29 protein-coding genes, 1 tRNA gene and 1 riboswitch are annotated in these 25,647 nt (G+C 61.9%); of the genes, 17 read left to right on the forward strand and 13 right to left on the reverse strand.

What is annotated here, in order from left to right; all coding sequences use genetic code 11:
- Positions 1–56 precede the first annotated feature (56 nt).
- Positions 57–620 carry a dihydrofolate reductase family protein gene (locus AS026_RS27505; RefSeq protein ID WP_062373254.1) on the forward strand — a complete coding sequence of 188 codons (564 nt, stop codon included), beginning with the start codon at positions 57–59 and terminating at the stop codon, positions 618–620.
- 43 nt (positions 621–663) lie between these two features.
- Here the strand turns inward: AS026_RS27505 and AS026_RS27510 are convergent, their stop codons facing one another.
- Entirely contained in the window at positions 664–1,731 is a 1,068-nt protein-coding gene (locus AS026_RS27510; RefSeq protein ID WP_062373258.1) for a cyclic nucleotide-gated ion channel, read from the reverse strand.
- Between the two features lie 340 nt (positions 1,732–2,071).
- On the opposite strand from AS026_RS27510, the gene AS026_RS27515 reads away from it, so the two are divergent.
- A complete protein-coding gene (locus tag AS026_RS27515) occupies positions 2,072–2,653 on the forward strand; it encodes a transglycosylase SLT domain-containing protein (RefSeq protein WP_018858594.1) in 582 nt (193 codons plus the stop codon).
- A 141-nt stretch (positions 2,654–2,794) separates the two neighbouring features.
- Positions 2,795–3,025 (forward strand): hypothetical protein, encoded by a 231-nt coding sequence (locus tag AS026_RS27520; protein WP_062373262.1) that lies wholly within the window; start codon positions 2,795–2,797, stop codon positions 3,023–3,025.
- A gap of 38 nt (positions 3,026–3,063) precedes the next feature.
- Here the strand turns inward: AS026_RS27520 and pdeM are convergent, their stop codons facing one another.
- The 4 genes from pdeM to AS026_RS27540 all read right to left on the reverse strand — a co-directional run bounded on the left by pdeM (position 3,064) and on the right by AS026_RS27540 (position 8,530).
- Positions 3,064–3,789 (reverse strand): ligase-associated DNA damage response endonuclease PdeM, encoded by a 726-nt coding sequence (gene pdeM, locus AS026_RS27525; protein ID WP_062373265.1) that lies wholly within the window; start codon positions 3,787–3,789, stop codon positions 3,064–3,066.
- A gap of 106 nt (positions 3,790–3,895) precedes the next feature.
- A complete protein-coding gene (locus tag AS026_RS27530; RefSeq protein ID WP_062373268.1) occupies positions 3,896–6,406 on the reverse strand; it encodes a ligase-associated DNA damage response DEXH box helicase in 2,511 nt (836 codons plus the stop codon).
- Positions 6,407–6,457: 51 nt separating this feature from the next.
- The gene (locus tag AS026_RS27535) at positions 6,458–7,711 is read right to left on the reverse strand and encodes an NAD(P)/FAD-dependent oxidoreductase (protein ID WP_062373271.1); all 1,254 of its coding nucleotides are present in this window, start codon (positions 7,709–7,711) and stop codon (positions 6,458–6,460) included.
- Between the two features lie 63 nt (positions 7,712–7,774).
- Positions 7,775–8,530 (reverse strand): ABC transporter substrate-binding protein, encoded by a 756-nt coding sequence (locus AS026_RS27540; RefSeq protein ID WP_018858599.1) that lies wholly within the window; start codon positions 8,528–8,530, stop codon positions 7,775–7,777.
- A 174-nt stretch (positions 8,531–8,704) separates the two neighbouring features.
- Here AS026_RS27540 and AS026_RS27545 point away from each other — a divergent pair, with 174 nt between their 5' ends.
- Positions 8,705–9,205: an RrF2 family transcriptional regulator gene (locus tag AS026_RS27545; protein ID WP_062373274.1), complete on the forward strand. Its 501-nt coding sequence runs from the start codon at positions 8,705–8,707 to the stop codon at positions 9,203–9,205.
- 29 nt (positions 9,206–9,234) lie between these two features.
- Positions 9,235–9,696: a carboxymuconolactone decarboxylase family protein gene (locus AS026_RS27550; protein WP_062373277.1), complete on the forward strand. Its 462-nt coding sequence runs from the start codon at positions 9,235–9,237 to the stop codon at positions 9,694–9,696.
- Here AS026_RS27550 and AS026_RS27555 read toward each other — a convergent pair.
- Positions 9,693–10,328: a YitT family protein gene (locus AS026_RS27555; RefSeq protein ID WP_062373283.1), complete on the reverse strand. Its 636-nt coding sequence runs from the start codon at positions 10,326–10,328 to the stop codon at positions 9,693–9,695. The genes AS026_RS27550 and AS026_RS27555 overlap by 4 nt on opposite strands.
- A gap of 210 nt (positions 10,329–10,538) precedes the next feature.
- A complete protein-coding gene (locus AS026_RS27560; protein ID WP_062373287.1) occupies positions 10,539–11,471 on the reverse strand; it encodes a class I SAM-dependent methyltransferase in 933 nt (310 codons plus the stop codon).
- A 146-nt stretch (positions 11,472–11,617) separates the two neighbouring features.
- Between AS026_RS27560 and AS026_RS27565 the strand changes: the two genes are divergently transcribed.
- From AS026_RS27565 to AS026_RS27575, 3 genes are read left to right on the forward strand one after another with little or no spacing between them, the layout of a single operon-like run.
- The gene (locus AS026_RS27565; protein ID WP_018858604.1) at positions 11,618–11,884 is read left to right on the forward strand and encodes a DUF6460 domain-containing protein; all 267 of its coding nucleotides are present in this window, start codon (positions 11,618–11,620) and stop codon (positions 11,882–11,884) included.
- 1 nt (position 11,885) lies between these two features.
- Positions 11,886–12,383 carry a CAP domain-containing protein gene (locus AS026_RS27570; protein ID WP_062373291.1) on the forward strand — a complete coding sequence of 166 codons (498 nt, stop codon included), beginning with the start codon at positions 11,886–11,888 and terminating at the stop codon, positions 12,381–12,383.
- A gap of 31 nt (positions 12,384–12,414) precedes the next feature.
- Positions 12,415–13,761: an MATE family efflux transporter gene (locus tag AS026_RS27575; protein ID WP_062373294.1), complete on the forward strand. Its 1,347-nt coding sequence runs from the start codon at positions 12,415–12,417 to the stop codon at positions 13,759–13,761.
- On the opposite strand, the gene AS026_RS27580 is transcribed toward AS026_RS27575, so the two are convergent.
- The gene (locus AS026_RS27580) at positions 13,737–14,825 is read right to left on the reverse strand and encodes a quinone-dependent dihydroorotate dehydrogenase (RefSeq protein ID WP_062373298.1); all 1,089 of its coding nucleotides are present in this window, start codon (positions 14,823–14,825) and stop codon (positions 13,737–13,739) included. The two genes, AS026_RS27575 and AS026_RS27580, sit on opposite strands and share 25 nt — an antisense overlap.
- Positions 14,822–15,175, reverse strand: coding sequence for a DUF952 domain-containing protein (locus tag AS026_RS27585; RefSeq protein ID WP_205634495.1), 354 nt, complete (start codon positions 15,173–15,175; stop codon positions 14,822–14,824). Before AS026_RS27585 ends, AS026_RS27580 begins: the two co-directional genes overlap by 4 nt.
- A 108-nt stretch (positions 15,176–15,283) precedes the next feature.
- Here AS026_RS27585 and AS026_RS27590 point away from each other — a divergent pair, with 108 nt between their 5' ends.
- From AS026_RS27590 to AS026_RS27610, 5 genes are all read left to right on the forward strand, one after another.
- Positions 15,284–15,682 carry a hypothetical protein gene (locus tag AS026_RS27590; protein WP_018858609.1) on the forward strand — a complete coding sequence of 133 codons (399 nt, stop codon included), beginning with the start codon at positions 15,284–15,286 and terminating at the stop codon, positions 15,680–15,682.
- A gap of 89 nt (positions 15,683–15,771) precedes the next feature.
- The gene (locus AS026_RS27595; protein ID WP_062373304.1) at positions 15,772–16,419 is read left to right on the forward strand and encodes a response regulator; all 648 of its coding nucleotides are present in this window, start codon (positions 15,772–15,774) and stop codon (positions 16,417–16,419) included.
- 110 nt (positions 16,420–16,529) lie between these two features.
- Entirely contained in the window at positions 16,530–17,195 is a 666-nt protein-coding gene (locus AS026_RS27600) for a S24 family peptidase (RefSeq protein ID WP_062373308.1), read from the forward strand.
- Positions 17,196–17,206: 11 nt separating this feature from the next.
- Complete coding sequence (locus tag AS026_RS27605; protein WP_062373311.1) at positions 17,207–17,944, forward strand: thermonuclease family protein; 738 nt, start codon at positions 17,207–17,209, stop codon at positions 17,942–17,944.
- A gap of 53 nt (positions 17,945–17,997) precedes the next feature.
- Positions 17,998–18,411: a tellurite resistance TerB family protein gene (locus AS026_RS27610; RefSeq protein ID WP_018858613.1), complete on the forward strand. Its 414-nt coding sequence runs from the start codon at positions 17,998–18,000 to the stop codon at positions 18,409–18,411.
- 12 nt (positions 18,412–18,423) lie between these two features.
- On the opposite strand, the gene AS026_RS27615 is transcribed toward AS026_RS27610, so the two are convergent.
- A complete protein-coding gene (locus tag AS026_RS27615) occupies positions 18,424–19,299 on the reverse strand; it encodes a transporter substrate-binding domain-containing protein (protein ID WP_062373314.1) in 876 nt (291 codons plus the stop codon).
- Between the two features lie 113 nt (positions 19,300–19,412).
- On the opposite strand from AS026_RS27615, the gene AS026_RS27620 reads away from it, so the two are divergent.
- The 3 genes from AS026_RS27620 (at position 19,413) to AS026_RS27630 (ending at position 22,455) form a co-directional block, all read left to right on the forward strand.
- Positions 19,413–19,772 carry a hypothetical protein gene (locus tag AS026_RS27620; RefSeq protein ID WP_131815350.1) on the forward strand — a complete coding sequence of 120 codons (360 nt, stop codon included), beginning with the start codon at positions 19,413–19,415 and terminating at the stop codon, positions 19,770–19,772.
- Complete coding sequence (locus tag AS026_RS27625) at positions 19,736–20,197, forward strand: hypothetical protein (RefSeq protein WP_131815351.1); 462 nt, start codon at positions 19,736–19,738, stop codon at positions 20,195–20,197. The genes AS026_RS27620 and AS026_RS27625 overlap by 37 nt, the downstream gene beginning before the upstream one ends.
- A gap of 233 nt (positions 20,198–20,430) precedes the next feature.
- Positions 20,431–22,455, forward strand: coding sequence for a methyl-accepting chemotaxis protein (locus AS026_RS27630; protein WP_062373324.1), 2,025 nt, complete (start codon positions 20,431–20,433; stop codon positions 22,453–22,455).
- A gap of 123 nt (positions 22,456–22,578) precedes the next feature.
- Here AS026_RS27630 and AS026_RS27635 read toward each other — a convergent pair whose 3' ends face one another.
- The 3 genes from AS026_RS27635 to AS026_RS27645 all read right to left on the reverse strand — a co-directional run bounded on the left by AS026_RS27635 (position 22,579) and on the right by AS026_RS27645 (position 24,239).
- On the reverse strand, positions 22,579–22,764 hold the full coding sequence (locus AS026_RS27635) for a hypothetical protein (RefSeq protein WP_018857618.1): 186 nt from the start codon (positions 22,762–22,764) through the stop codon (positions 22,579–22,581).
- A gap of 251 nt (positions 22,765–23,015) precedes the next feature.
- A tRNA-Gly gene (locus tag AS026_RS27640) sits at positions 23,016–23,089 on the reverse strand.
- A gap of 55 nt (positions 23,090–23,144) precedes the next feature.
- Positions 23,145–24,239 (reverse strand): 2'-deoxycytidine 5'-triphosphate deaminase, encoded by a 1,095-nt coding sequence (locus AS026_RS27645; protein WP_062373327.1) that lies wholly within the window; start codon positions 24,237–24,239, stop codon positions 23,145–23,147.
- 72 nt (positions 24,240–24,311) lie between these two features.
- Positions 24,312–24,390, forward strand: a riboswitch (SAM riboswitch).
- Positions 24,391–24,435: 45 nt separating this feature from the next.
- Between AS026_RS27645 and AS026_RS27650 the strand changes: the two genes are divergently transcribed.
- Positions 24,436–25,620: an O-succinylhomoserine sulfhydrylase gene (locus AS026_RS27650; RefSeq protein WP_018857620.1), complete on the forward strand. Its 1,185-nt coding sequence runs from the start codon at positions 24,436–24,438 to the stop codon at positions 25,618–25,620.
- Positions 25,621–25,647: the final 27 nt, after the last annotated feature.

Raw genomic sequence — 25,647 nt, forward strand, 5'->3', positions numbered from 1 at the left:
TCAACCAAGCCTTCAACCAGTTACAAGTCGCAACCAGTTTCGAGGAGGACGAAGGGATGAGAAAGCTTATCGTTTGGAATCTGATGACGCTTGACGGCTATTTCGAAGGGACGAAGCCGTGGGATATCGATTTTCACACTCTTGTCTGGGGTCCCGAACTGCAACAGTACTCCGAGCGTCTTGGCGAAGAGGGCGACCTGCTCGTCTTCGGCCGCAAGACATATGAGGGCATGGCCGCCTATTGGCCGACCGCCACGGACGAGGAAGGCGAGAAGATCAGGACCTATATGAACGGCATTGCCAAGATAGCCGTATCGAGGTCGATGACGACGGCCGACTGGAACAATACCCGCGTCGTGAGTGAACCCGTCTCGGAACTCAAGAAGCTGAAGGCCGAAACCGGCAAGTCGATCTTCATATTCGGCAGCGCCGAACTGGCGGATTCGCTCCTGAAGGAAGGCCTGGTGGATGAGATCCGCATGTGCCTTGTGCCTGTCATCCTCGGCGGCGGCAACCCACATTTCAAACCGGGAGACTGGCAGCTTCCGCTGAGGCTACTGGACAGCACGACGACGAAGAACGGCGCAGTGATCCTTCGCTACGAGCCGGTCCAGGCATGAGCGTCAATGGCTGCGGCCCTGCCGCAGCCACAGCCGGATTGGATCAAGCCTTCGGCAGCCCGCCCCGTCGCTCAAGCGCAGTCTTGCGGATGGTCTCTGCGATCTCGGGGCTGCTGCTCGACAGCATCTGGAACTCCACCGCATAGAGCGACAGCAGCGACACCTCAGTTGCGGCACTGACAGTTGCTGATCGCGGCTCGCCCGTGATCAGCGCCATCTCGCCGAAGAAGCTTCCGCTGCCAAGTTCCACCGGATGATCGGGGGTTGCCACGCTGACCCGCCCCTCGACGATGAAGAACATCTGATCGCCAATATCACCCTTGCGACAGATCACGCTACCGGCAGGGACGACGCGCGGTCGCAGCGCCCGCACGATCTCGACGAGTGCGGCAGCGCCGAGCTTCTGGAATAGAGGTACGGCGGCGACCAGTTGCCAGTTGCGAACAAAGTCCTGGCGGCGAACCTCTTCGTAGAAACCGGTGGCGAGGATACCGGCCCAAAGCGCAAAAATGCCGATACCGCTCATCATCACCAGGCCAGCCAGTATCCGCCCTCCGAGGCTCTGCGGGATCTCGTCGCCGTAGCCGGTCGTCGACAGCGTCACGACGGCCCACCACATCGCCTGCGGGATGCTGCCGAACTTGTCTGGCTGGACGTCGCGCTCGATGACATAACCGGCCAGCGCGGCACCAAAGAGAACGATGCCGAAGACCGACGTGACGCCAAGCAGATTGCGCGATTCGTTCGCAACCACCTTTGCCATCAGCCTGAAGAAGCTCGAGTCCCGCAGCGGCTTGAGAAGCCAAATGGCGCAATACAGGCTCCGATCGCGGGATCCAACGAACAGGAATGCAACGACCGGAACCAGAACGGCAAGCAAATCGATCAAAAGGGCCGTCACCCCGCTCGAGGGGCGTTGTCGACGTGAGAGCAACGTCCCAACCAATTGGAGCACATAGACCACCCAAATTGCCGCAAGCAGCAACTCAAAGGCCAATTGCTCTTCCGCGGCGAGATTGGGCGTCGTCAGCGCAGCAACGATCAGGAGACCAATTGCGGCGAACAGCGCGTTGATCGGCGTCGAAATCTTCGAGAAAGGCACTGCCGACATCAGACACTCCCAACCGCGCCCGGCATTCTTCGACAATAAATGCCTTTGGGCCACGCGCAAAGTACACTTGAACCAACGCTCGTGCGGCCGCCCAGAGCCAGGCAGTTTGGCAAGGGAAGCGGGCCTGACGGCCAAACTGTTCTTCGAGCGGCGAGGTTTCGTCGTTTTAACGCAGCAAAGCGTCCAAAAGCGCAGGCGGGCGCTGACAAAATTCCGGATGGGAAAAGCTACTGTCCTAAGCGGCACTGCCGCCATTTGCAGGTGGCAACTCGCATTCCGCTAAAAACCGCTCGTTAATATTTACGAGTTAGTAATCTCTCGGAAACGAGAGGTTCTTGTAATGCGTATCCGTGCCCTCCCCGCTCTCGTGCTTCTGGCACTTGTTGCCGGCTGTGCGACCGCTCCCAAACAGACCCGAAACATCTGCGCCGTCTTCGAGCAGCGCGACGGGATGTTCACGAGCTGGCAGCGCGCGGCGGAAAAGACGGAGCGCAAGTATGGCGTTCCAGTTCCGATCCTGATGGCGACCATGTATACCGAGTCCGGCTTCCAGCCCTATGCGCGACCACCGCGCACCAAGCTGTTCGGCTTCATTCCGTGGACGCGACCTTCGACGGCTTACGGCTATTCGCAAGCGCTCGACGGCACCTGGGATCACTACCAATCCGCCACCGGCAGCTGGGCCGCGCGCCGCACCAACTTCGCCGATGCGATCGACTTCATCGGCTGGTACCACGCGCAAAACAGCCAGGTGACCGGCATTCCCCTGAACGATGCCTACAACCTCTATCTCGCCTACTATTCCGGCCCGAAGGGTTACGTGCGCGGCGACTGGCGCTCGAATGCACAACTGCAGAAGACGGCGCAGCGGTTCAACAACATGGCAGTGACCTATCAGCGGCAATTGCAGGAGTGCAATTAAGGCCTTCACTGGGAACGTCCAATAGAAACACTATACAACACGAACCAAACAAAATTGGGTCGATCTTCGTACATCTACAGTATTGTTTGACAATACATTCGGGAGCATGGGATTCTTTCCGAAATAGAATCAGGAGAATAGATGGCCGAGCGCTACTTATACGATTACAACTCGCACCGGGCGGTCATGTATGAGGTTGGCGACTATCTGTATGCGCTTTCTGGCAACAAAGCGGAACACTGGATCTCCGGCGACTACATCTTCAACACGAAGACACAGGCGATTTCCTTCTGGATTCTGGGAAACGATGTGTACGGCCATCTCGGCCGTGGTGAGCTCACTCGCCAGCCGCTCTACTATTTCGGCGACTAGCGCGACGGCGGTTTGCACGCCGGTCGCCTATCGCGCGCTTAACCCACCAGGTTGCCAAACCTGACCGAGTAGATCCGGTCGCGCCCAAGGAGGTGGGCGATGAGCGCAGTGTGATCGAACAGGCCCTTCATCGCCTTGTGGCGAAGGTCGAGGCCGCCGGTCATGACGCCGAAGGCCGGCATCAGCAGGCGAACGCCGTCGGTGGCAAAGCACGGCCGGCGGACGGATTTTTCGCGGCGGCGGACGGTTGCGGCCGGATGCAGGTGCCCGGCGATCTCGCCCTGCTGCAGCCCGCCTCTCGGCTCGTGGCGGAAGGTCAGACCGCCGTAATGCATCTCGTCGACGGAAGCACCCGGCAGATCGACAGTGCCGTCAGGATCATGATTGCCGTTGATCCAGATCCATTCGCGGCCGCGCGCCATTTCCGCAATCAGGCTGCGGAACGACTCGGGCAGATGCGCCGAGCCGACGCGGTCGTGGAAATTGTCGCCGAGCGAGACCACCAGCTTCGGGTCGTAGCGGGTGATGACGGCCGAAAGCACGGTCAGCGTCGCCAGCGTATCGTAGGGCGGCAGCATCATGCCGCGACGGGCGAAGGCCGCACCCTTTTCGAGATGCAGGTCGGACACGACGAGAATGCCGGCATCGGGCATGTAGAGCGCGCCGAGTGGATCGCAGACGGCGGCAACGCCGTGGACCGAAGTCTCGACGCCCGGTCGCGCGGCCAGTCCGTTCAGTTCACGCGCAAGCGCCAGGCGGTTCATCACTCGGGTCAGTCCTTGGTCTCGGAAGCTCCCCTCCGGGTCGCTCCCTATCTCCGTATCGGGCATTCCGGATGGTAAGCCGGCGCGAACCTATCCGGGACTTATTCTAAGCCAGCGCCTCGGCGATCAGGTCGTCGGCGGCTTCCGCCAGCACGGCATCATGCGCCTCGCCATGCACTGGCTCCTTGCCGATCTCCAGCATGACGGGGACCGCCAGCGGCGAGATGTGGTCGAGCGCGCGATGCGTGATATGGCCCTTGATTCGCCTCAGCATATCGCCAAGCCGGGAAATATCCAAAAGCCCGCTTGCCGCATCCTGCCGCGTCGCCTGCAGCAGAATGTGATCCGGCTCGTGGGTTCTCAGCACATCATAGATCAGATCGGCCGAGACCGTGACCTGGCGCCCGGTCTTTTCCTTGCCCGGGTGACGGCGCTCGATCAAACCTGCAATCACGGCACAATTGCGGAAGGTTCGCTTCAAAAGGAAAGATTCGTCGAGCCAGCTTTCGAGATCGTCGCCCAGCATGTCCTCGTCGAAGAGATCGGCAAGGCTGAGCCGGCCGTTGCGGATCATCAGCCCCATGTCCTCGAAGCCCCAGATGCCGAGCGAATAATCCGTCGCGACGAAGCCGAGAGGCTTGGCGCCGGCTCGCTCGAGGCGCCGGGTCAGCAGCATGCCGAGCGTCTGGTGCGCCAGTCGTCCCTCGAAGGGGTAGATCACCATGTAGCAGCGGCTTCCGCGCGGAAAGGTCTCGATCAAGAGCTCGTCGCGCTTCGTCAGCATCGACTTTTCCTGCTGGATCGCCAGCCAGTCGCGCACCTGGTCCGGCAGGCGGCGCCAGCGGTCGGGATCTGCTATCATCGAGCGCACCTGGTCCGCCAGATAGGTGGAAAGAGGAAACTTGCCGCCGGCATAGGATGGGATCTTCGGATCCATCGAGAAGGCCTGCGAGGCAAGCGCCTCGTTCTCGCGGATGCCCTCGAAACGTAGCACCTTGCCTGCGAAGATGAAGGTGTCGCCGGGCGAAAGCTGCTCGAGGAAGTATTCCTCGACCTTGCCCAGCGTCGCACCGCCGCGGCCGATCCTGCCGCCTTCGCCGCGCTTGACCATGCGCAGGTTGAGCATCGGGCTTTCAACGATGGTGCCGAGGTTCAGCCGGTATTGCTGGGCGACCTGGGGATTTGAGACGCGCCAGCGTCCTTCCTTGGTCTTGCGGATCCGGGCATAGCGCTCATAGGTGCGCAGCGCATAGCCGCCCGTCGCGACGAAATCAACGACGCGCTCGAAGGTCTCCCACGAGAGATCGGCGTATGGCGAGGCGCTCAATATCTCGTCGAAGAGTTCCAGCATATCGAAAGGTTCGGCGCAGGCCATGCCGAGCACATGCTGCGCCAGAGCATCAAGCGCGCCCTTCCCGACCGGCGGCGTGTCCTGCGCGCCGATATAGTTCGCGTCGAGTGCTGCCTGGCATTCCATCACCTCGAAGCGGTTGGCGGGCACGAGGATCGCCTTCGACGGCTCGTCCATGCGGTGGTTGGCGCGGCCGATGCGCTGGGCAAGCCGCGAGGCTCCCTTTGGCGCGCCGACATGGACGACTAGATCGACATCGCCCCAGTCGATGCCGAGGTCGAGCGTCGAGGTGGCGACAACCGCCCGCAGCCGGTTTGCCGCCATCGCGGCCTCCACCTTGCGGCGCTGGCCGACATCGAGCGAGCCGTGATGCAGCGCGATCGGCAGGTTTTCCTCGTTCACCGTCCAGAGTTCCTGGAACAGCATCTCGGCCTGCGACCTGGTATTGACGAAGAGCAGCGTCGTGCGGTGGTCGAGGAGCTGCTTGTAGACGTCGGGGATCGCGTATTTCGCCGAATGGCCCGACCAGGGAATGTGCTCCTCGGTCGACAGGATCGAAATGTCGGGCTTGGCTCCGCCTTCGACGATGACCAATCCGGCGTGGTGATCCTCGCCTTCCCGCTGCGCGACTAGCCATTTCTGCAGGTCCATCGGGTCGGAGACGGTAGCCGAAAGGCCGATCGTCTGCAGGGCGGGTGCCAGCCGGCGCAGGCGGGCAAGGCCGAGCGAAAGCATGTGGCCCCGCTTCGAGGTGACGAGCGAATGCAGTTCGTCGAAAACGACGTATTTGAGGTCCTTGAAAAAGCGCTCTGCCTCGCGGCTGGCGAGCAGCAAGGCCACTTGCTCGGGGGTGGTCAGCAGAATGTCGGGCGGGCTCAATCTCTGGCGCTGGCGCTTGGCAACGGGCGTGTCGCCGGTGCGGTTTTCGACCGTCACCGGCAGGACCATTTCCTCCACTGGCTTCATCAGGTTTCGCTCGATGTCGACGGCAAGCGCCTTCAGTGGCGAGATGTAAAGCGTGTGGATACCGGTGAAGGCGGAGCCCGGGAGGATCTTGCCGCGACGCGTCAGGTCGGTCAGCGATGGCAGAAAGCCGGCGAGCGTCTTGCCGGCGCCGGTTGGCGCGATCAGCAGAGTGCTTTCACCAGCCTCGGCGCGGGCCAGCAATTCCAGCTGATGGGCGCGTGGACGCCATCCCTTGTCCGCGAACCAGCGGGTGAAAGGCTGAGGCAGGACAACGCGGGCTTCGGAATCGATCTGGTCCACGGCCCTAAAGGTAATGCAGCGGCTGCAGAAATAGAATGGCAGACCTTGTAACTACAGGAAGCGATGCGGGTGGAAGGGCTTCGGATCGGCAAACGTGTCGTTGCCGGCCATCTGCTCGGCCAGCAGCCGGCCACTTGCCGGGCCGAGCGTCAGGCCGTGATGGGCGTGGCCGAAATTGAACCAAACGCCGCGATGGCGCGGCGCCGGTCCGATCACCGGGCGCATGTCGGGCAGGCAGGGACGCAGGCCGAGCCAGGGCGTGGCCTCCACCGGCTCACCGAGCGGGAAGAGCGCGCGGGCCTGAGCCTCGTCGCGGCGGAGCTGGATGGTGTTCGGCGGCGCATCGGGCGCAGCAAATTCGATGCCCGTCGTCAACCGGATACCGCGCGCCATCGGCGCCAGCACGTAGCCGGCTTCCTCGTCGACGACGGAGTGGCCGAGCGGCTGGCCTTCGCGCTGCGCATAATGCCGGTGGTAGCCGCGCTTGACCGCCAGCGGCAAGGAATAGCCGAGCTTGCGGAAGATCAGGCCGGATTGCGGGCCGAGGGCAACGACGACCTCGCCGGCTTCGATGATCTCGCCTTCGGCTGTCGTGATCGACCAGCCGTTCTTCTCCTCGCGAAGAGCGGAGGCGTCAGCTCGGACGACCGTGCCGTCGGCTGCCGTGAAGAGGTTGGCATAGGCTGCCGTCAGCGCCTGTGGATCGGTTACGGTCTTCGGGTCGAGCCAGTGGACGGCGCCGGCGATGCTTCCACCGCGCGCGGCGAAGGCAGGCTCCATCGCCAGAAACTCGCTGGCATCGAGAATACGGATCGCCAGACCATGGGCGGACAGGCCCTCGGCTTCCGCACGGGCAGCCTCGAAACGGCGCGGGTTCTTGTAGAACGACATCCAGCCGCGCTCGCGGATGAGGTCGGAGGCGCCGGCGCGGCCAATCAGTTTGTCGTGTTCGGTGACACTGGCTTCGATCAATGGCAGCAGCGCCCGTGTCGCCTTTTCCAGATTGGTCGGCGAGGAATGCCACCAGTAGCGCGCCAGCCATTTCGCGATGCGCGGCAGGTAGGCCGGATCGTAACGGACATCCGATGAATTGTTCAGCGCATACTTGGCAATCGCGCCGAGCTGTCGTGGGAAGGCGTAGGGAACGACGGAGGAACGCTCGATCAGCCCGGCATTGCCGTAGCTGGTGCCGCCGCCCGGTTCGCCGCGGTCGGCAAGCACGACGGAGCGGCCGCGATCCTGCAAATGAATGGCCGCACTGACGCCGACAATGCCGGCACCGAGGACGAGGATATCTGTTTTCATCGGATGGACTTGATCAGAGGGCGCGGAGGCTTTTGGCCTCCGCGCGATTGGATCGGCAAGCGATCAGTAGATGTCGAAGGGGAAGTACTTCTTGGTGATTTCCTTGTACTTCCCGTTGGCAACGAGCGCGTCGATGGCCTTGTTGAAGCGCTCCTTCAGCTCGGTCTCGCCCTGGCGGATGCCGATGCCGGCCTGCGTTTCCGTACCGGGGACGTCGCCGAGCAACTTGCAGCAATCCTTGCCTGCCTTGTTCAGCCAGTCGACCACCACGAACTTGTCGGAGATCAGGGCGTCCATACGACCGTTCTGCAAGTCGGCGACGGCTTCATCCTGCGTCGGATACATCTTCGCTTCGGCGCCGCCCTTGGCGTAGACGTCGTTCAGGTAGTCGGCCTGCGTGGTCGAAGCCTGGGCGCCAACGGTCTTGCCCTTCATGTCATCGACCGAAACGCCCTTGAGCGGGCTGTCCTTCGGCACGGCAACCGCAAGCGGCGTCGTGTAGTATTTGTTCGTGAAGTCGATCTGCTTCTTGCGTTCCTCGGTGATGCTCATCGACGCGATGATGGCGTCATATTTCTTGGCCAGGAGCCCGGGGATGATGCCATCCCAATCCTGCGCTACGATCGTGCACTTGGCCTTCATCTCGTCGCAGAGCGCATTGGCCATGTCGACGTCGAGGCCCTTCAGGCTGCCGTCGGATTCGACATAGTTGAATGGAGGATAGGCACCTTCCGTTGCGATGCGGATCGTGTCCTCGGCGGATGCGAGGTGCGTCGCCGCAAGCAAGGCAGCGGCCGCCAGGAAAATCGTCTTTCTCATTGCTGTTCCCTTATTGGAATTGTTTTTGCCCAACGGGGCCGACTTTAGCGAATCCGTCCCGCTTCACAACCCCGGACGACCAAAATGCGCACGTCTATCCGATCCTTCGCATATAGCCGCTTGACAGGTGCAATAATCATAGATATTTTTTATCCACGAATTGAGGATGGTCTGATGAAACTGGGTGATGGAGTCGAGCAGGCGATACACAGCGTTTCCATGCTGGCCGGCCTTTCCGAAGGCGGGGTGCTCTCGGCCGCGGCACTCGCAGAGTTCCATGGCGTTTCGACGAGCTATCTTCTGAAGCATCTGCAGGCGCTTTCCGGCGCAGGTATCGTGAGCACGGTTCCGGGGCCGAAGGGCGGATACAAGTTGGCGAAGCCGACAGAGGAGATCAGCCTTCTCGACATCGTCCTTGCTGTCGAAGGGCCGGAGCCGGCTTTTCGCTGCGGCGAGATCCGCCAGCGCGGGCCGAACCAGCTTCCAGGGAGCTATTTCACCAAACCGTGCCAGATCAGCGCGGCGATGCTGAGGGCCGAGCGCGTCTACCGCGCCGAACTCGCCAAGACCAGCATCGCCGACATCCTGGTGCAGCTCGCTGCTGATGACGACGGCGGGATCGCCGCCCGCGGCTGCGCCTTCCTTGAGATCAATGAACGCAGAGCGGCTCGCTGAGCCGCTGAACCCCAAAAGGAGAATGAACCATGCAAGCACGTTTCAACTTCGCCAAGGCCGCGCCGGACGCTTACAAGGCGGTCGCCGCCCTCGAGCAGTATGTTCAGGAATCGGGCCTTGAGCGCCGCTTCATCCATCTGATCAAGCTGCGCGCCTCGCAGATCAACGGCTGCGCCTATTGCGTCGACATGCACGTGAAGGAATCCCGGCATGACGGGCTTAGCGAACAGTGGATCAACCTGATGTGCGTCTGGCGGGAATCGCCGATCTATGACGCCAAGGAACGCGCCCTTCTCGGCTGGGTCGATGCCGTGACCCGTATCGCCGAAACCGGCGCACCGGACGCCGATTTCGAAGCCCTGAAGGCCCACTTCACGGAAGAAGAGATCACCAAGATCACGGTCGCGATCGGCACGATCAATGTCTGGAACCGGCTGGCAGTCGGCCTCCGCTCGCAGCACCCGATCGACAAGCCGGCACGGGCTGCCTAAAGCGCGATGTAGCGATCGGCGCGGTGGTTGACGGCCACGAAGAGGTTCAGCACCACCGCGCCTAGAACGGAATAGAAAACCACCGGTGGCGTGGCGACAAAGAAGGCTGCGGCCAGCACACAAAGGTCGATCGCCATCTGCACGAGGCCGGCGCGGATGCCGAAACGCTCCTGCATATAGACGCCCAGGATGCCGACCCCACCGAGGCTGGCGCGGTGGCGATAGAGCGCCAGAAGGCCGAAACCCAGCAGCAGACCGCCGAGAAGAGCCGCCCAGGCCGGATGGATGGCGGAAATGTCCATGACCTTCGGCTGCAGGCTGGTCATGAGCGATGTCAGGCCGATCGCGATAAATGTCTTGACCGTGAAGGCCATGCCGAGCCGCGTCCACGAAAGATAAAAGAACGGCAGGTTGAGCAGGAAGAAGGCGAGACCGAAGTTCACGCCGAAGGCGTAGTGGAGCAGAAACGCGACGCCGGCGGTGCTGCCGGTCAGAAGGCCGGCGCTGGCCAGAACATAAAGCCCGAGCGCCGCAATAAGGCTGCCGGAGAAAATCCCCTGGACGTCTTCGACCGGTGTATGGCGAGTGGCGCTGGTATTCCAGAAACCGAGGGCATTGAAGAGCTGTGCCATTGTCGTTGATCCCCAAACGGCAGACATGTTCATATCCGCCAGGGCGAGACCCGAGCGTGACGAAATGTAGGTGATGAATGATCCCGGGCGCCTCGAAATCCTGAAAGAACCCTACTGAATTAGCCAGGATTATCAGGCGCTTTCGCAGTGCAATCAAGCGAAATATGTAAGCAATGCTGACCTATTATTCACTTCGCAAGAATCGTTCCGCTATCCCGCCTTGCGCGTAAGGAACAGGATACCAGAAATGATGTTTGAGCCATCTTTGCGAATGGGCGTCTTGCTGACGGCGATGACCTCGAGACCGTGGCGGGCGCAGAGCGCGCGTATATAGCTTTCGGAATGGGCGTAGCGCAGCGACGGCGCGAGATGAAAGCCATCGCCCTCACCCGCGTCCTCGACTGAAAATGCGAAATCGGCGCCCGGCAAGACAAGCTCTGAAACCGCCTCGAACACACTCTCGAGATTGCCGAGATACATCAACACATCCGCGGCAGTGACGAGGTCGGCACGATGCGTCGCTCCCTCGACAAAGAGGCCGGTCGCTTCCGGAGCCAGCGACAGATCGGCTTGCGCCAAGTGATCGTAGATATGCTTCTCGGCAGCCTTGGCGAGCATGTTCTGCGACAGATCGAACCCCTCGAGGCGCGCAACGCGATCACAAATCTCCGGTCCGAGCAAGCCGGTGCCGCAGCCGAGGTCCACGGCCAACGCATAGTTCCTGCCGGTCGTCGCGACGAGCGTCGCAAGCTTGGCGGGAACGCTGTAATCGAGCTTCTCCACCAGCGACGTCTCGAAGCGATCGGCATAGTCGTCGAACAATCGCTCGACATAGCTGCTCGGCGGCTGGTCCGGCGTCTCGACGTCGCCAAGCAAAGCGAGCTTGAGCTCGGCTCCGAAAATATCGTCCGGACTGACCTCCAAAGTGCGCCGGTAGGCGTCGATCGCGCCTGACTTATCGCCGGCCTTTTCGCGGTAGCCGGCCAGCCGATACCAGCCGGCCGCCCAGCCCGGCACGAGTTCCAACGCCTGCTCCATCAATTCGGCGGCTGCGTCCGGTTCGCCGCTTTCGTCGAGCATCTTGGCGTAGTCGGCGCGGCGATCGGCGATCACGTCGCCTGAAGTGAGCTGGTTGGGCTGCATGGTGAAGACCTATTGGGATCGGCCCGCATTTGGCTGCGGTCACAAAAAAACTCAAGTCCTATTTCAGAGGCGGAGACGCCAGACCTGAAAAAGGCTTGCGAGCGGCGTTCCGCGCCCGTATTTCAGGGACAAACAGGAGATGGCGCATGTCCGATCAGGTGAACAAGTTTCTCGGCGATTCCCTCGGCCGCACATTGGTCAAGCTTTTGGTCGTATCGCTGATCGTCGGCTTCATCATGGCCGTGTTCGGCTGGGCGCCGCTGGATTTCGTCTACGGCTTCCGCAATTTCGTTCTGGAAGTCTGGCATCGCGGCTTTGCCGCTTTGGGACGTGTCGGCGATTATCTGTTGCTTGGTGCGACCGTCGTGATCCCGGTCTTCGTCCTCATCCGTCTCTTCAGCTATCGGCGCTAATATGACCTCTCTCATCCTCTCGCGGCGTGGGCTACTACACATATCCGGCCTCGTGCTGGTCGCCGGTGTTGCAAGCTGCACGACCGCGCCCAAGTTCGCTTCCATGCCTTCTGATGGCGAAGACGAAACGGCGGACGCTCTGCCGCTAGTCAATCAGTTGCGCGCCAAGAACGGATTGCCGCCGCTTTCGGCGGATCCCGCTGCCAAGGATGCCGCGATGTTCCAGGCCAAGCGCATGGCATCGGCAGGCAAGATGAAGCACGTGATGGGGATCGGCGACGGCTTCGGCCCGCGCGTCAAGGCAAGCGGCGTACAGATGCCGGCCGCCGAAAACATCGCGGCCGGCCAACAGTCGGTGCCGGCCGTTGTGACCGCCTGGATCAACTCTCCGCACCATCTGGAGAACATGCTCGGTCGTTACAATGGTCTCGGCGTTGCGGTAGCACGCAATTCTGCTTCCAAAAGCGTGCCCTATTGGGCAATGGTGCTTTCCGGCTGAGGCGATTCTGCCTCCTTCCTCAGAGGCAGACATGGATACGCACGGTCACGAGAACAGGCTGGCATTCGACGTGACGCACCGACTGGTGCTGTCGATTGCAATTCCGATGACGCTCGGCTTCATGACGACGCCGCTCCTTGGCCTCGTCGACACCGGCGTCGTCGGCCACATGGGTCAGCCGGATGCGCTGGCAGGGCTTGCGATCGGCGCCATGCTCTTCGACCTTATCCTCGGCAGCTTCAACTTCCTGCGCGCCTCCACGACCGGACTGACGGCGCAGGCCTTCGGACGGCACGACCGGCACGCCCAGCAGGGCGTCTTCTGGCGAGCGCTGATCTCCGCGCTCGGCTGCGGCATAGCGCTTCTCTGTCTTTCGCCACTGCTACTCGCAGCCGGGCTGAAGCTGATGGGACCGGAGAGCGCCGTTGCGGCCGCCACCAGCACCTATTTCTCCATCCGCATCCTTGCCGGCCCGGCAGCGCTTGCCAATTACGCGATCCTCGGCTTCGTGCTCGGCCGCGGCCAGGGCACCGTTGGCCTGTTGCTGCAGACGATCATCAACGGCATCAACATCATACTGGCGATCTATCTCGGCCTCTGGCTTGACTGGGGCGTGGCGGGCGTCGCCTGGGGTACGATGGTCGGCGAGACAGCCGGTGCTGTCGTCGGCTTGCTGATTGTCCTTCGCGGCTTCGATCGCGCGCATCGGCCGACACGCACGGAGATCTTCTCCCGGCATCGCCTCGCCGAGCTTTTCGCGCTGAACCGCGACATCCTGATCCGCACCTTCGTGCTGCTCGCCGCTTTCACTCTGATGACGCGGATCGGCACGAGCTTCGGAGCGGTCACGCTGGCCGCCAACGCCGTGCTGATGAACTTCTTCCTGCTCTCCGGATATTATCTCGACGGACTGGCCAACGCGGCAGAGCAGATCACCGGACGGGCGATCGGCGCGCGATACCGGCCGGCCTTCGAGCGTGGCCTGAAGCTGACGGCGCTCTGGTCCTTCGGGCTTGCCGGCCTCATTTCCGTGTTCTTCCTGCTGGCCGGTCCATGGTTGATTTCGGTGCTAACCACCTCGCCGGAGGTGCAGCAGGCGGCCGAAACCTACCTGCCCTGGGCCGCCGTCACCGGACTTACGGGGACGCTGGCCTTCCTGATGGACGGTGTCTTCATCGGCGCCACCTGGTCGACCGACATGCGCAACCGGATGCTCATGTCGTTTGCCGGCTATCTCATAGCGCTGGCCGTTTTCGTGCCGCTGTTCGGCAATCATGGCCTATGGCTGGCGATGAACGGCTTCCTGCTGTTTCGCGGTGTCTTCCTGGCGATGCTTGTGCGGCCGCGGGCGGATCAGACGTTCCGTCCTGCCCAGTAGTCCGTTCTCGTATCCCTGAGGTCGCGGATGGATCTGACCTGCTCGCGATCGAGCAGCTTCGACAGGCCGCGAACGATCGTGCCCGGGAGGCCCGGCCCCTCATAGACCATGCAGGAATAGAGCTGCACGAGATCGGCACCGGCCTTGATCTTCTCGAGCGCGGTGCCGGCGGACGAGACGCCGCCGACGCCGATGATCGGCAGGCCTGGGCCGACGCGTTTGCGCATTTTGGCGAGAACGGCGGTCGATTTGTCGAACAGCGGCTTGCCGGAAAGCCCGCCGGCCTCCTTCGCCTGACGCTGGTCCCTGAGGCCCTCGCGGGAAAGCGTGGTGTTCGAAACGATCAGGCCGTCCAGGGCATGCGACAGCGCTTCGGCGGCGATATCGTCCAGCCCCTCTTCCGTCAGATCAGGCGCGATCTTCAGGAAGACGGGGATCTTTCTGCCTGCCTTTTCGGCTTCGGCATCGCGGGCGGCAAGCACTGCCGACAAGAGCGCGGCGAGGCTTTCGCGCGCCTGCAAATCGCGCAGGCCCGGCGTGTTCGGTGATGAGATATTGGCGGTGAAATAGCGGGCGACCGAATAAAACCGGCGGATGCCGAGGACATAGTCGACAATGCGGTCCTCGCTGTCCTTGTTGGCGCCGATGTTGACGCCGATCATGCCGTTGCCGCGAATGGCCGACAGGCGCGCGAAGGCAGCGTCGTGGCCTTCGTTGTTGAAGCCGAGGCGATTGATGACGCCTTCATCCTCGACCAGCCGGAAGATGCGCGGGCGCGGATTGCCGGGCTGCGGCTTCGGCGTCACGGTGCCGATCTCGGTGAAACCGAAGCCGATCTTCAGCAACGCTTCCGGAACCTCGGCGTTCTTGTCGTAGCCGGCCGCCATGCCGATCGGATTAACGAAATCGAGCCCGGCAACGCTCTGCCGCAGGCGCGGATCGGGGGCGATCCGGCAGGCCGGCACGGCGCCTGCCTTCAGTGCGGCAATCGACATGCCATGAGCGGTTTCGGGGTCGAAGAGGAAGAGACCCTTGCGGGCGGCGTGCTTGAAAAGCTCGATCATGGCGCAAGATCCGGAAAGAGGTGCTGGCCGGCGACATCGAGCGGCAGCGGCGCCTCCCATAACACGGCCGACATCGGCAATTCCGCATAGAGGTGTGGAAAGAGAGCGCCGCCGCGCGAGGGTTCGAAGACGAGTTCGTCGCCGAACTTGCTGCTATCGACGGCAACGAGCAGAAGCCCCGCCTGGCCGGCGAAGTGAAGCGCCGCAGTCTGCCTGACCTGGGCGGCTGTCGAGAAGTGGATGTAGCCGTCCGTAAGGTCGATCGGCGCGCCACGAAAAACGCCGGCTCCCCTCGCCTCCTGCCAGAGCGTTTCCGTCACGATCTTGTAAAGCGTTGGTGTCAGGGTCATGATAACCTCAGAATGGCTGGTCTTTCCCGGGCTTTGCCGCAAAGCGGCGGTGATGTCCACGCCTCGCCGTGAAAAATGCGGAGGCCGCCGAGATTTCCGGAGGAAACCATGAGAAATATCGCAATCGGCCTTTTCGCGCTTCTCCTGCCGCTCGGCGTTCATGCGGCCGAAACCGACGCATTGCGCTTTCAATTGGAGCGTAGCGGCGACCACTTCGTACGTCTCGACAAGCAGACCGGCGCCATGTCGCTTTGCGAGGAGAAGGACGGCGCGCTCGTCTGCCGGATGGCCGCCGATGAGCGGGCGGCCTATGAGCAGGAACTCGACCGGCTTTCGGCCCGCGTCACGGCGCTGGAGAACAAAAGCATCGTCAACAAGGCGCTTCCCTCCGACGAGGAGATCAACCGTTCGATCGGCATCATGGAGCGCTGGATGCGGAGCTTCATGGGGATAGTCAAGGAATTCCGAAGCGAGGAGGAGCGCAACGCCCTTCCGCAAAAGACATGATTTGATATAGTCACCTCCGAATGGAGGCATGTATCGTGCGGAGGCACGAGGCATGGCTCGGCGATCGAGCTCTTGGGAGGGAGCTATCGATGCAGGAACAGACAATCATCATTGCCGACGACCACCCGCTTTTCCGGGATGCGCTGCGCCAGGCAGTGATAGGTATGGAAGGCCATCCCCAGATCGTGGAGGCCGGCGATTTTGCCGCAGCGCGCATGGCGGCTGGATCACATCCCGAAGCGGACCTGATGCTGCTCGATCTATCGATGCCTGGTGTCAGCGGCTTTTCCGGCCTGATGGCGCTTCGCTCCGAATTCGCCGGGCTGCCGATCGTCATCATTTCCGCGACGGATGACGCCACGACGATCCGTCGCGCGCTCGAACTCGGCGCATCCGGCTTCATCTCCAAATCCTCCGGGATCGACGACATTCGCCGCGGTATCCAGACGGTCCTTGCCGGCGATATCGCGACCCCCGAGACTTATCGGGACGGGCAGGAACAGGATCCTGACGTCGCCGACCTGATCCACCGGCTGCACACGCTGACACCGCAGCAGAGCCGTGTGCTGACGATGCTGGCGGAAGGTCTTCTCAACAAGCAGATCGCCTATGAGCTCGGCGTTTCCGAGGCGACGATCAAGGCGCATGTCTCGGCTATCCTGCTCAAGCTCGATGTCGACAGCCGTACGCAGGCGGTGATTCAGCTCGGCAAGATCAACATGGCCATGGTCGCCTGAGGCGAGACAGGATTTTATTCCTTTCTTCTCTTTACTCCCGCTGGGCTTGCGGTTAATATTTCGTCGTTGAACGATGGCGCAGGCGCGCAGGCGCGCAGGAATCAGGCGACATGCTGTCACACGAGCAGATTTGGGGGGCGATCGACAGGCTTGCCGAACGGCATGAACTGACGCCTTCAGGTCTTGCCCGGCGCGCGGGGCTCGATCCAACCTCCTTCAACAAGTCCAAGCGGCTCTCCGCCGATGGGCGGTTGCGCTGGCCGTCGACGGAATCGATCGCCAAGGTGCTGGATGCAACGGGCGCCAGCATGGAGCAGTTCCTGACGTTCATGCGGCCGGCAGGGAGCTTTTCCAGTCTTCCGGAAGGCGCTTTCCCGCGGCAGGGCAGCTCGATTCCGCTGCTTGGCTTTGCGCAGGCCGGTGCCGGCGGCTTCTTCGATGATGGCGGCTTTCCGGCTGGGCAAGGCTGGGACGTTGTGGAGTTCCCGGCCGCACCCTCGCAGAAGGCAGGCGTCTATGCGCTCGAAGTCCAGGGCGAGAGCATGATGCCGCTCTACCGCGACGGCGACGTCTTGATCGTCGAGCCTGGCGCGCAGGTTCGCCGCAATGATCGCGTCGTCGTCAAGACGCGCGAAGGCGAAGTGATGGCGAAGGTGCTGTTGCGCCAGAGCCCGCGATCGATCGAATTGATGTCGCTCAACCCGGAGCATCCCAACCGAACAATTGAACTTTCCGACGTGGATTGGATCGCCCGCATCATCTGGGCCAGCCAGTAGGAAGATATTCCATGCGTCCTGCGGCAATTCTCACGGCTGTTGCAGGGATCGGAATTGTTGCCGACCTGATTGCGGCCGGCGGACAGCGGCTTGGCTCGACCATTGATCCGGCGGAAACGGCAGCGCCGATGGAAGCGCAAGTGCCGCCCCCCGCTCCGACGGCTCAACCGACCCCAAATCCCGAAGCCAGCATGAATGCGCGGCGTGTCGACGAGGCCAGCCAGTTCTACCCTGCGGTCATCGACGGCAAGCCACTCGAGCGCATCGCGCCCGTTGTGCCGGAGCAACCGGCAAACCCTGCCAAAGACAGGGGCGTGAACCTTGTTCGCCCGATCGCGGAAAGCGCCGGTGTCCTGGCGTTTGGCGACCGTCGCCTGCAGCTTGCCGGCATCGACCCCACGCCGGCGGACAAGACATGCATCGACAGCGGGGGCCGTGAGTGGCCATGCGGGATGCTGGCAAAGACCAATCTGCGGCTGCTGCTGCGCCTCAGGGCCGTCCGCTGCGATCTCGACAGTGCGGAATGGACCGGTACCGTCACGGCCGCCTGCAGGATCGGCACGCAGGACATTTCACAGTGGCTCGTCGAAAACGGCTGGGCAGAGGCGGCGAAGGGATCTGCGCTCGCCGAGGCCGGCGAGAAGGCAAAACAGGCGGGCAAAGGCATCCACGGCAACGACCCTCGCAGCCTCGCAGAAACCAGCGGTCCTGAGGATCTGCCTTCCGATCTGCCGCCCGACGGCTTGTAATGTCGCTGGGCAACTCCTAGACTCTGGCCTCACTTCGAAGGGATCATCGAGACATGAACAAGCCGCTTTCCGCCCATGACGCCTTGATCTACGTGATGGTGATGGCATCCGCCGTCGACAGCACGATGAACGATCGCGAGATGGAGCGCATCGGCCAACTGATCGGCTTCCTGCCGGTCTTCCGTGATTTCGACGACGAAAAGCTGATTTCTATCGCGCGCGATTGCGCGGGACTGCTGGCTGGTCCCGAAGGGCTCGACATCGTGCTCGAAACCGTCAAGGACACGCTGCCGTCGCGCCTCTACGACACGGCCTATGCGCTCGCGGTCGAAATTGCTTCCGCCGATCTCTCGGTGAAGGCGGAAGAGCTGCGCCTTCTCAGCCTGCTTCGCGACCGCCTCGGCCTCGATAAGCTCACTTGCGCCGCCATCGAGCGCAGCGCGATCGCGCGCTTTCGCAAGGGCTAGAGCCTTTCAGGTTTAATACAGGCCGTAAGGGAAGTAGCGCAGGTAGATTTCCTGCAGGCGGCCACTGCGCGACAGCGCTGCCAGCGCGTGATCGAGCGCTGCCGTAAGGACATCGTCCTTCTGACGGAGCATGATCGTCATGCCTTCGCCGAGAAACTGCTCGGAGAGATAAGGCCCGTCGAACAGCGCGCAGCATTTCGCCGAGGCCTCCGACGAAACCCAGAAGGAGAGCTGGAGGGAATCCGCGAAGACGGCCTCCAGCTTGCCATCCTTGAGTGCTGCAAGAAGGGCGTCCTTGCTGTCGAAGGGTACGGCCTTCACCTTCGGGAAATAGGCCGCCAGCATGGCTTCGTGCGCCGTCGCCTTGACGACGCCGACCGGATGATCGGCCAGAGCGCTGGCATTCTCGCCCTTGATGGAAGCCTTTACGTTTCGAACGAAGCGGGCGGGCAGCATGAGATAGGGGCGCGAAAAGGCGAACTGTCGCCGCAGCTCCTCGCTGACGGCGACGCCGGCAATCACGGCATCGCCCTGCGAGGCCGCGAGCGCGGCATTCAGGTCAGCGAACGGCAGCGCCTGGATCTGGCATTTGCTGGCAATCTCCAGCTCGTTACAGATCTCGCGGGCGAGATCGACGTTGAAACCGGAAAGCTTGCCATTCTGATCGGTAAAATTGAACGGTGGAAAGTCGATCGTCGTCAGGAAACGCAGGCGGACGAGCGACGAAAGATCCGGTTTGGCAAGGCGCTCCCTGGAATCGAAAAGCAGCGGCAAGCCTGGCGTCGCCTCCTGCGCTGACAACGAGAGCGGGCAGAAAAACACAATCAAAGACAGCCAAAAGCTGCATAGCCCCTTAAGATTCAGGGATGCCAGTTTAAATTGCATCATTATGATCGGCCTCGGGGAAAGCATGCACTGCCATTCTGGAAACGGTGTATCAGAGTCATGCGTGTCGGGGAATATGCGTCGGGCGGGATCGAAGATCCGCACGCTCTTGGATGATGGTTCAATACGCCACGGCGCGCCGCCTGCGCGCGGTAAACGATTCCTACCAGCAGGAAGCAGAGGTTCTGCTGCAACTCGGCATCGGCAGGCCGACAATCGCCCGCGCGATGCAGGTCGCACGCCGCAACGGCGCGAGCATCGAACAGGAACTCATTGCAAGCGGCTCCATCGATGCCGACAGCTATTACGCATCCCTGGCGCGCGGGCTCCGGCTTCCCTTTCTTTCGGCAATCGACAGCTCCCTCGTCAACGATGACAAGGCACTCGACAGCAGCTTCTGCAGGCTCGCTGCGTCCGGCTGGACTACATCAGCAAAGGCATGCTGGCGATCGTGCCGGAAGCCCGAAACCTGGTGATGCGCGAGCCAGCGCGCCTCCCGCGCGAGATGGGCGTGGGCGGCTTTCTGGTGTTCCAGTTGCTGATCGGAGGAATGCTGCTTTCCTCTCTCACCCATCCCTGGCTGATCATGCTCCTTGTCACCACCGCCGGCTACCTAGCGCTCGGCTTTCCGCCCGCCGGCAGCAGCGAAGGCGCGCTCTTGCTCCTCGATCTTGCCAATATGGCGGCAAGCTACGACCTCTTTCTGCTGCTCGGCAGGGTCGCGATGCTGCGTGAGGAAAAACGCAGCATCGGCTGGCGCTGGATCTATGTCCCGCTCTATTGGCTGATGATCTCGGTGGCGGCATGGCGCGCCCTTCTCGAGCTGCCGAGAAAGCCCTTCTTCTGGGACAAGACGCCTCGTGTCCCTGTCAGCACCAGTGAGAAGTTGCGCCGCGCTTAGCATGACTCGTCCCTAGGCGGCGGGACCCGAAATTTTTTCCGGGGACAGATACCAAGCGTTAGGGCCACATTAAGCAATGTCCCATTCTATTCGCCAGGACGACGCCGGCTCACGGGCCGAATGCATGATGCGCATGTCGAGCCTTCCGGGCATCCCACCATGCCGTATCCCGCGACATAAAATGCTTCAATAGTCGGCCCGCCCGCGGTCGGGTCAAGCGACTGGACATAGCCATGCTGAAGAACTTGAAAATCCGGACGAAGATCATTTCTGTCGTCGCGCTTCTCGGGGCGATCGCGCTCGGGGGCCTCGTTTATGTCATCACCGAATTCCGCGGCGCCGATGCCACCTACAGCGCCTTCATCGATAACGAGGCACTGGCAGCCATGCAGGCATCGCGCGCCAGCGCCTCGGCAACCGCTGCCGTGCTGCAGGTCACGCTTATCGCCGGCCTCAAGCCGGAGACGCCGGCTTTCAATACGGCGCTCACGACGCCAAGCAAGATGCCTCAAGCGCGCGAACGCCTGGAACAGGCGGCGGCCTTGGTACCTAGCCGCAAGCCGGCGATTGACGACATCCTCGTCGGCATCGCCGAGATGGAAGCGCTTTCCAGCAAGGTCATCGACCTCGCCAAGGCAAAGGACAGTGCCGGCGCGCAGCTTGCAGCCAGCATGCTCAATGCGAAGCTGAACACGGTCACTCCGAAAATGATCGCCAACAATGATGCGCTGATGGCATTGCTGAACGATGGCGGCGACGCGCTCTCCGTTAGAGTCAACCAGCGCATCACTCTCAGTTTCGTACTGATCGGGCTCGCTGTCATGGGCGCGATCGGCCTTTCTGTGTGGGTCGCGCAATCGGGGATCACCACGCCCATGGTTCGTCTGCGTGACCGGATGGCTCAGCTTGCCGAGGGAGATACGCACGGCGCCATCGACGGCCTCGACCGTCGTGACGAGGTTGGCCAGATGGCCGGCGCCGTTGCCGTCTTCCGCGACAATGCGGTCGATCGTATCCGGCTTGAGGGCGAGGCCGAAAAGAGCCGCAATCTCAGCGACAGCGAACGCCGAGAACGTGAAGCTCAGCGCGCAACCGAGGCTGCCGATCTCTCGCGCGCGGTCAGCGCGCTTGGCGACGGCTTACGCCGGCTGGCCGCAGGCGACCTCGCATCTCGGATCGACACGGCGTTTGTCGGCGACCTCGATAGTCTGCGACAGGATTTCAACAACTCGATCCTGCGCTTGAACGACACTATGCAGACGGTCGGCGCCAACGCCCGCGCCATCACTGCCGGCGCAACCGAGATCCGCGCCTCGGCGGACGAGCTTTCGAAGCGCACCGAGCAGCAGGCAGCGTCCGTCGAGGAGACGGCAGCGGCCCTCGAGGAGATCACCACCACCGTGAAGGATGCCGCCAAGCGTGCCGAGGAAGCACGTGGGCTCGTGGCACGCACGCGCGCCGGTGCAGAAAAGTCCGGCCAAGTGGTCAGCAAGGCCGTCAACGCCATGCAGCAGATCGCGCAATCCTCCGCGGAGATCGGCAACATCATCGGCGTCATCGACGACATCGCCTTCCAGACCAATCTTCTGGCCCTCAACGCCGGCGTCGAGGCCGCGCGCGCCGGTGAAGCCGGCAAGGGCTTTGCCGTCGTTGCCCAGGAGGTGCGCGAACTTGCACAGCGCTCGGCCAATGCCGCCAGGGAGATCAAGTCACTGATCACCACATCGGGCGACCATGTGCAGACGGGCGTGTCGCTTGTCGGCGAAACCGGCAAGGCGCTTGATGCGATCGTTCACGAGGTTCAGGAGATCAACCAGCACGTCGACGCGATCGCCGAGGCCGCCCGCGAGCAATCGTCCGGCCTGCAGGAGATCAACACGGCGGTGAACTCGATGGACCAGGGAACGCAGAAGAATGCGGCCATGGTCGAGGAAAGCACGACGGCGAGCCACAAGCTCGCGACGGAAGCGGCGACACTCAACAACCTGCTCGACCAGTTCAAGCTGACCGGCACTGGCAGTTTCAGCGCTAACATTGCCGCGGCAGCGCCGCTGCAGGGCACTCACATCCATTCGGCGCCACGGCCGGCCGCGCCGCCGGTCGCAGCCAGAATGGCACCCGTCCGCATCGCCACTCCGGGTGTCACCCGCCCCTCTAGCTCGCCGGCTCGGGCGCTTGGGCAGAAACTTGCAAGCGCATTTGGTGCAGGCAGCGCCTCTTCGAGCCCACGCGACGACGCCGATTGGACGGAATTCTGATCCCAGCAAAACGGTACAAAAGCAAAGGGCGGCTCAATACCGCCCTTTTCGATTATAGACTTCCGACTTCAAACAGCGAGCCATGGCCCGGCTGCCGCACAAGACGGAAGCTAAAAAGGGTGCTCAGGCAAACCCGAGCGGAATTTGCTCGACCTTGCGGCCGCGACCATAATCGCGCTCATAGGAAGCACGATCGTCATCGCGCGCAGACGCAAGAACCACTTCCGGCGCATAGTAGCCGTCAGCGTAAGTGCCGGTATCGCCATTCTCCCGGATCTCGCGCTTCGCCGTGAAAATCTTCAAAAGCATCCTGCAACTCCTCCTGATCATGCCGACAACGACCAAGGGGTCGCCTGCGTTCCCGTGATATCGGAGAATAGTTAAAAATTAACTATGTTTATTAGAGGATTGTCAACTATGTCAATTTCCTTCGAGGCTACCTCTTAAGGGCGTTCTTTCCTCGTGGAGCAAGACAGCGAACGACGGCGGCCCACGTGGGCACCACGCTCAGACCACAGTGCGGCTGAAATCCGCTCAGTCCCAGCAAAACCATCTGAAGTTGGAGCGGGTGAAGGGAATCGAACCCTCGTATTCAGCTTGGGAAGCTGCTGCTCTACCATTGAGCTACACCCGCGTTGGAGCGAGATTTCCAATAGATGGGTGCCGCTGTCAAGCGGGCATCGGCGTTGTCAGATGCGGAAGTGCTTCGAGAGTTTCAGGCCCTGGGCCTGATAATTGGAGCCGAGGCCGGAGCCGTAGAGGCTCTCGGGGTGCTCCTGCATATGCTCATAGACGAGGCGACCGACGATCTGGCCGTCCTCGAGGATGAAGGGAACCTCGTGGCTGCGGACCTCGAGCACGGCGCGGCTGCCGCGGCCGCCGGCGGGGACGTGGCCGAAGCCGGGGTCGAAGAAGCCTGCATAATGCACGCGAAATTCGCCAACCAACGGATCGAAGGGGGTCATCTCTGCCGCGTAGTGCGGTGGCACATGGATGGCTTCGCGCGAGACGAGAATATAAAACTCGTCCGGATCCAGGATCAGTTCGTTGCGACCGCGGCTATAGAGAGGTTCCCAGAAGTCATAGATGTCGTGCTGCGCCTTCTTGTCGACATCGACGACTGCAGTGTGGTGCTTACCGCGGTAGCCGATCAGTCCATCCTTGTCGCCGGCCAAATCAATCGACAGGGCAATGCCGCCGCCGGAGACGTTCGGCAGCTTGCTGGCGACCAGCGTTTCGGCATCGTGGAGCGCGAGCAATTCCGGCTCCCCAAGTATCGAATGGCCGACCCGGAAGCGGATCTGCGACAGGCGCGAGCCTCGACGCACGACGATCGGGAAAGTACGCGGACTGATTTCGAGATAGAGCGGGCCGGAATAGCCAGCCGGGATTTTGTCGAACTCCTGCGCGTAGTCAGTGATGACGCGGGTGAAGATATCAAGACGTCCGGTCGAGCTTTTGGGATTGGCCGAGGCCGACATGTCGGCCGGCAGGTCGAGGCGCTCCATCAAGGGAACGATGTAGACACAGCCGGTCTCCAGCACGGCGCCTTCGCTGAGGTCGACGACGTGGAGGCTGAGGCGATCGAGCTTATCGGACACCAAATGGGAAGGACCCGGCATGAAGCTCGCGCGAACGCGGAATGCCTTCGCGCCAAGCCTGAGGTCAAGGCTTGCCGGTTGGATCTGGTCGTGGTCCAAATCGCGCTCGCTGGTGAGACGTCCCGCCTCAAAGAGCGCGCCTATCGCGCGATCCGCCAAAATTCCTGTTTCGCGAGCCATCATGCCCCATCCATATTCGTGGGAGACAAAACCAAACTCAAGGAATTGACGCAAGCATAGAACGGCAGTATTGCACTTTTATCCCGTGGTGATTTGGCCGGTCGGCTTGCAGCCACGTTAAACAAGTGGCTAAAAGGACCGGGTGCAAAACCGGTCTGCTTTCGCGGCCGGTTTTTTTGTTGTTTGAAAGTGGTGATTCATGAGCAAGACTTGGCGCCCCGCAACCCAACTCGTTCACGACGGTTCTTTGCGCTCGCAATATGGCGAGACCTCGGAAGCCATCTACCTCACGCAAGGCTTCGTCTATGAGAGCGCGGAAGCGGCCGAAGCGCGCTTCAAGGGCGAAACGGAAGGCTATATCTACGCTCGCTACGGCAGCCCGACAAACGACATGTTCGAGAAGCGCATGTGCGCACTGGAAGGCGCAGAGGAAGCCCGCGCCACGGCCTCCGGCATGGCAGCCGTCACCGCCGCAATCCTCTGCCAGGTGAAGGCCGGCGACCACATCGTTGCCGCCCGCGCCCTCTTCGGCTCCTGCCGCTGGGTCGTCGAGACGCTCGCCCCGAAATACGGTATCGAATGCACGCTGGTCGACGGTCGCCATCTGGAAAACTGGGAAAAGGCGATCCGCCCGAACACCAAGGTGTTCTTCCTGGAAAGCCCGACCAATCCGACACTCGAGGTGATAGACATTGCCGGCGTCGCCAAGCTCGCCAACCAGATCGGCGCCAAGGTCGTGGTCGACAACGTCTTCGCCACGCCGATCTTCCAGAAGCCGCTCGAGCTCGGCGCCCATATCGTCGTCTATTCGGCCACCAAGCACATCGACGGCCAGGGCCGCAGCCTCGGTGGCGTCATCCTCTCCGACCGGGAATGGGTCAACGAGAACCTTCAGGACTACTACCGCCACACCGGCCCGGCCATGTCGCCGTTCACGGCATGGACGCTGCTGAAGGGACTCGAGACGCTGCCGCTGCGCGTCAAGCAGCAGACCGAAAACGCATCGAAGATCGCCGACTTCCTGGCCGATCAGCCGAAGGTCGCCAAGGTCATCTATCCCGGCCGCAACGATCATCCGCAGGCCGACATCGTCGCCAAGCAGATGAAGGGTGGCTCGACACTGGTCGCCATCGAACTCAAGGGCGGCAAGGAAGCTGCTTTCGCGCTCCAAAACGCCCTGCAGGTCGTCAAGATCTCCAACAATCTGGGCGACGCCAAGAGCCTGATCACGCATCCGGCTACGACGACGCACAAGAACCTGACCGACGAAGCACGGGCGGAGCTCGGCATTTCCGGCGGTACCGTTCGTCTTTCCGCGGGCATCGAGGACACGGACGACCTGATCGAGGACTTCGCCCAGGCTCTCGCAAAAGTGAACGCCTGATCAGCCTACATCGGCCGGATTGACGCA

Origin of the sequence: Rhizobium altiplani, from assembly GCF_001542405.1 — a bacterium.
In the GTDB taxonomy this organism is placed as follows: Bacteria; Pseudomonadota; Alphaproteobacteria; order Rhizobiales; family Rhizobiaceae; genus Rhizobium; species Rhizobium altiplani.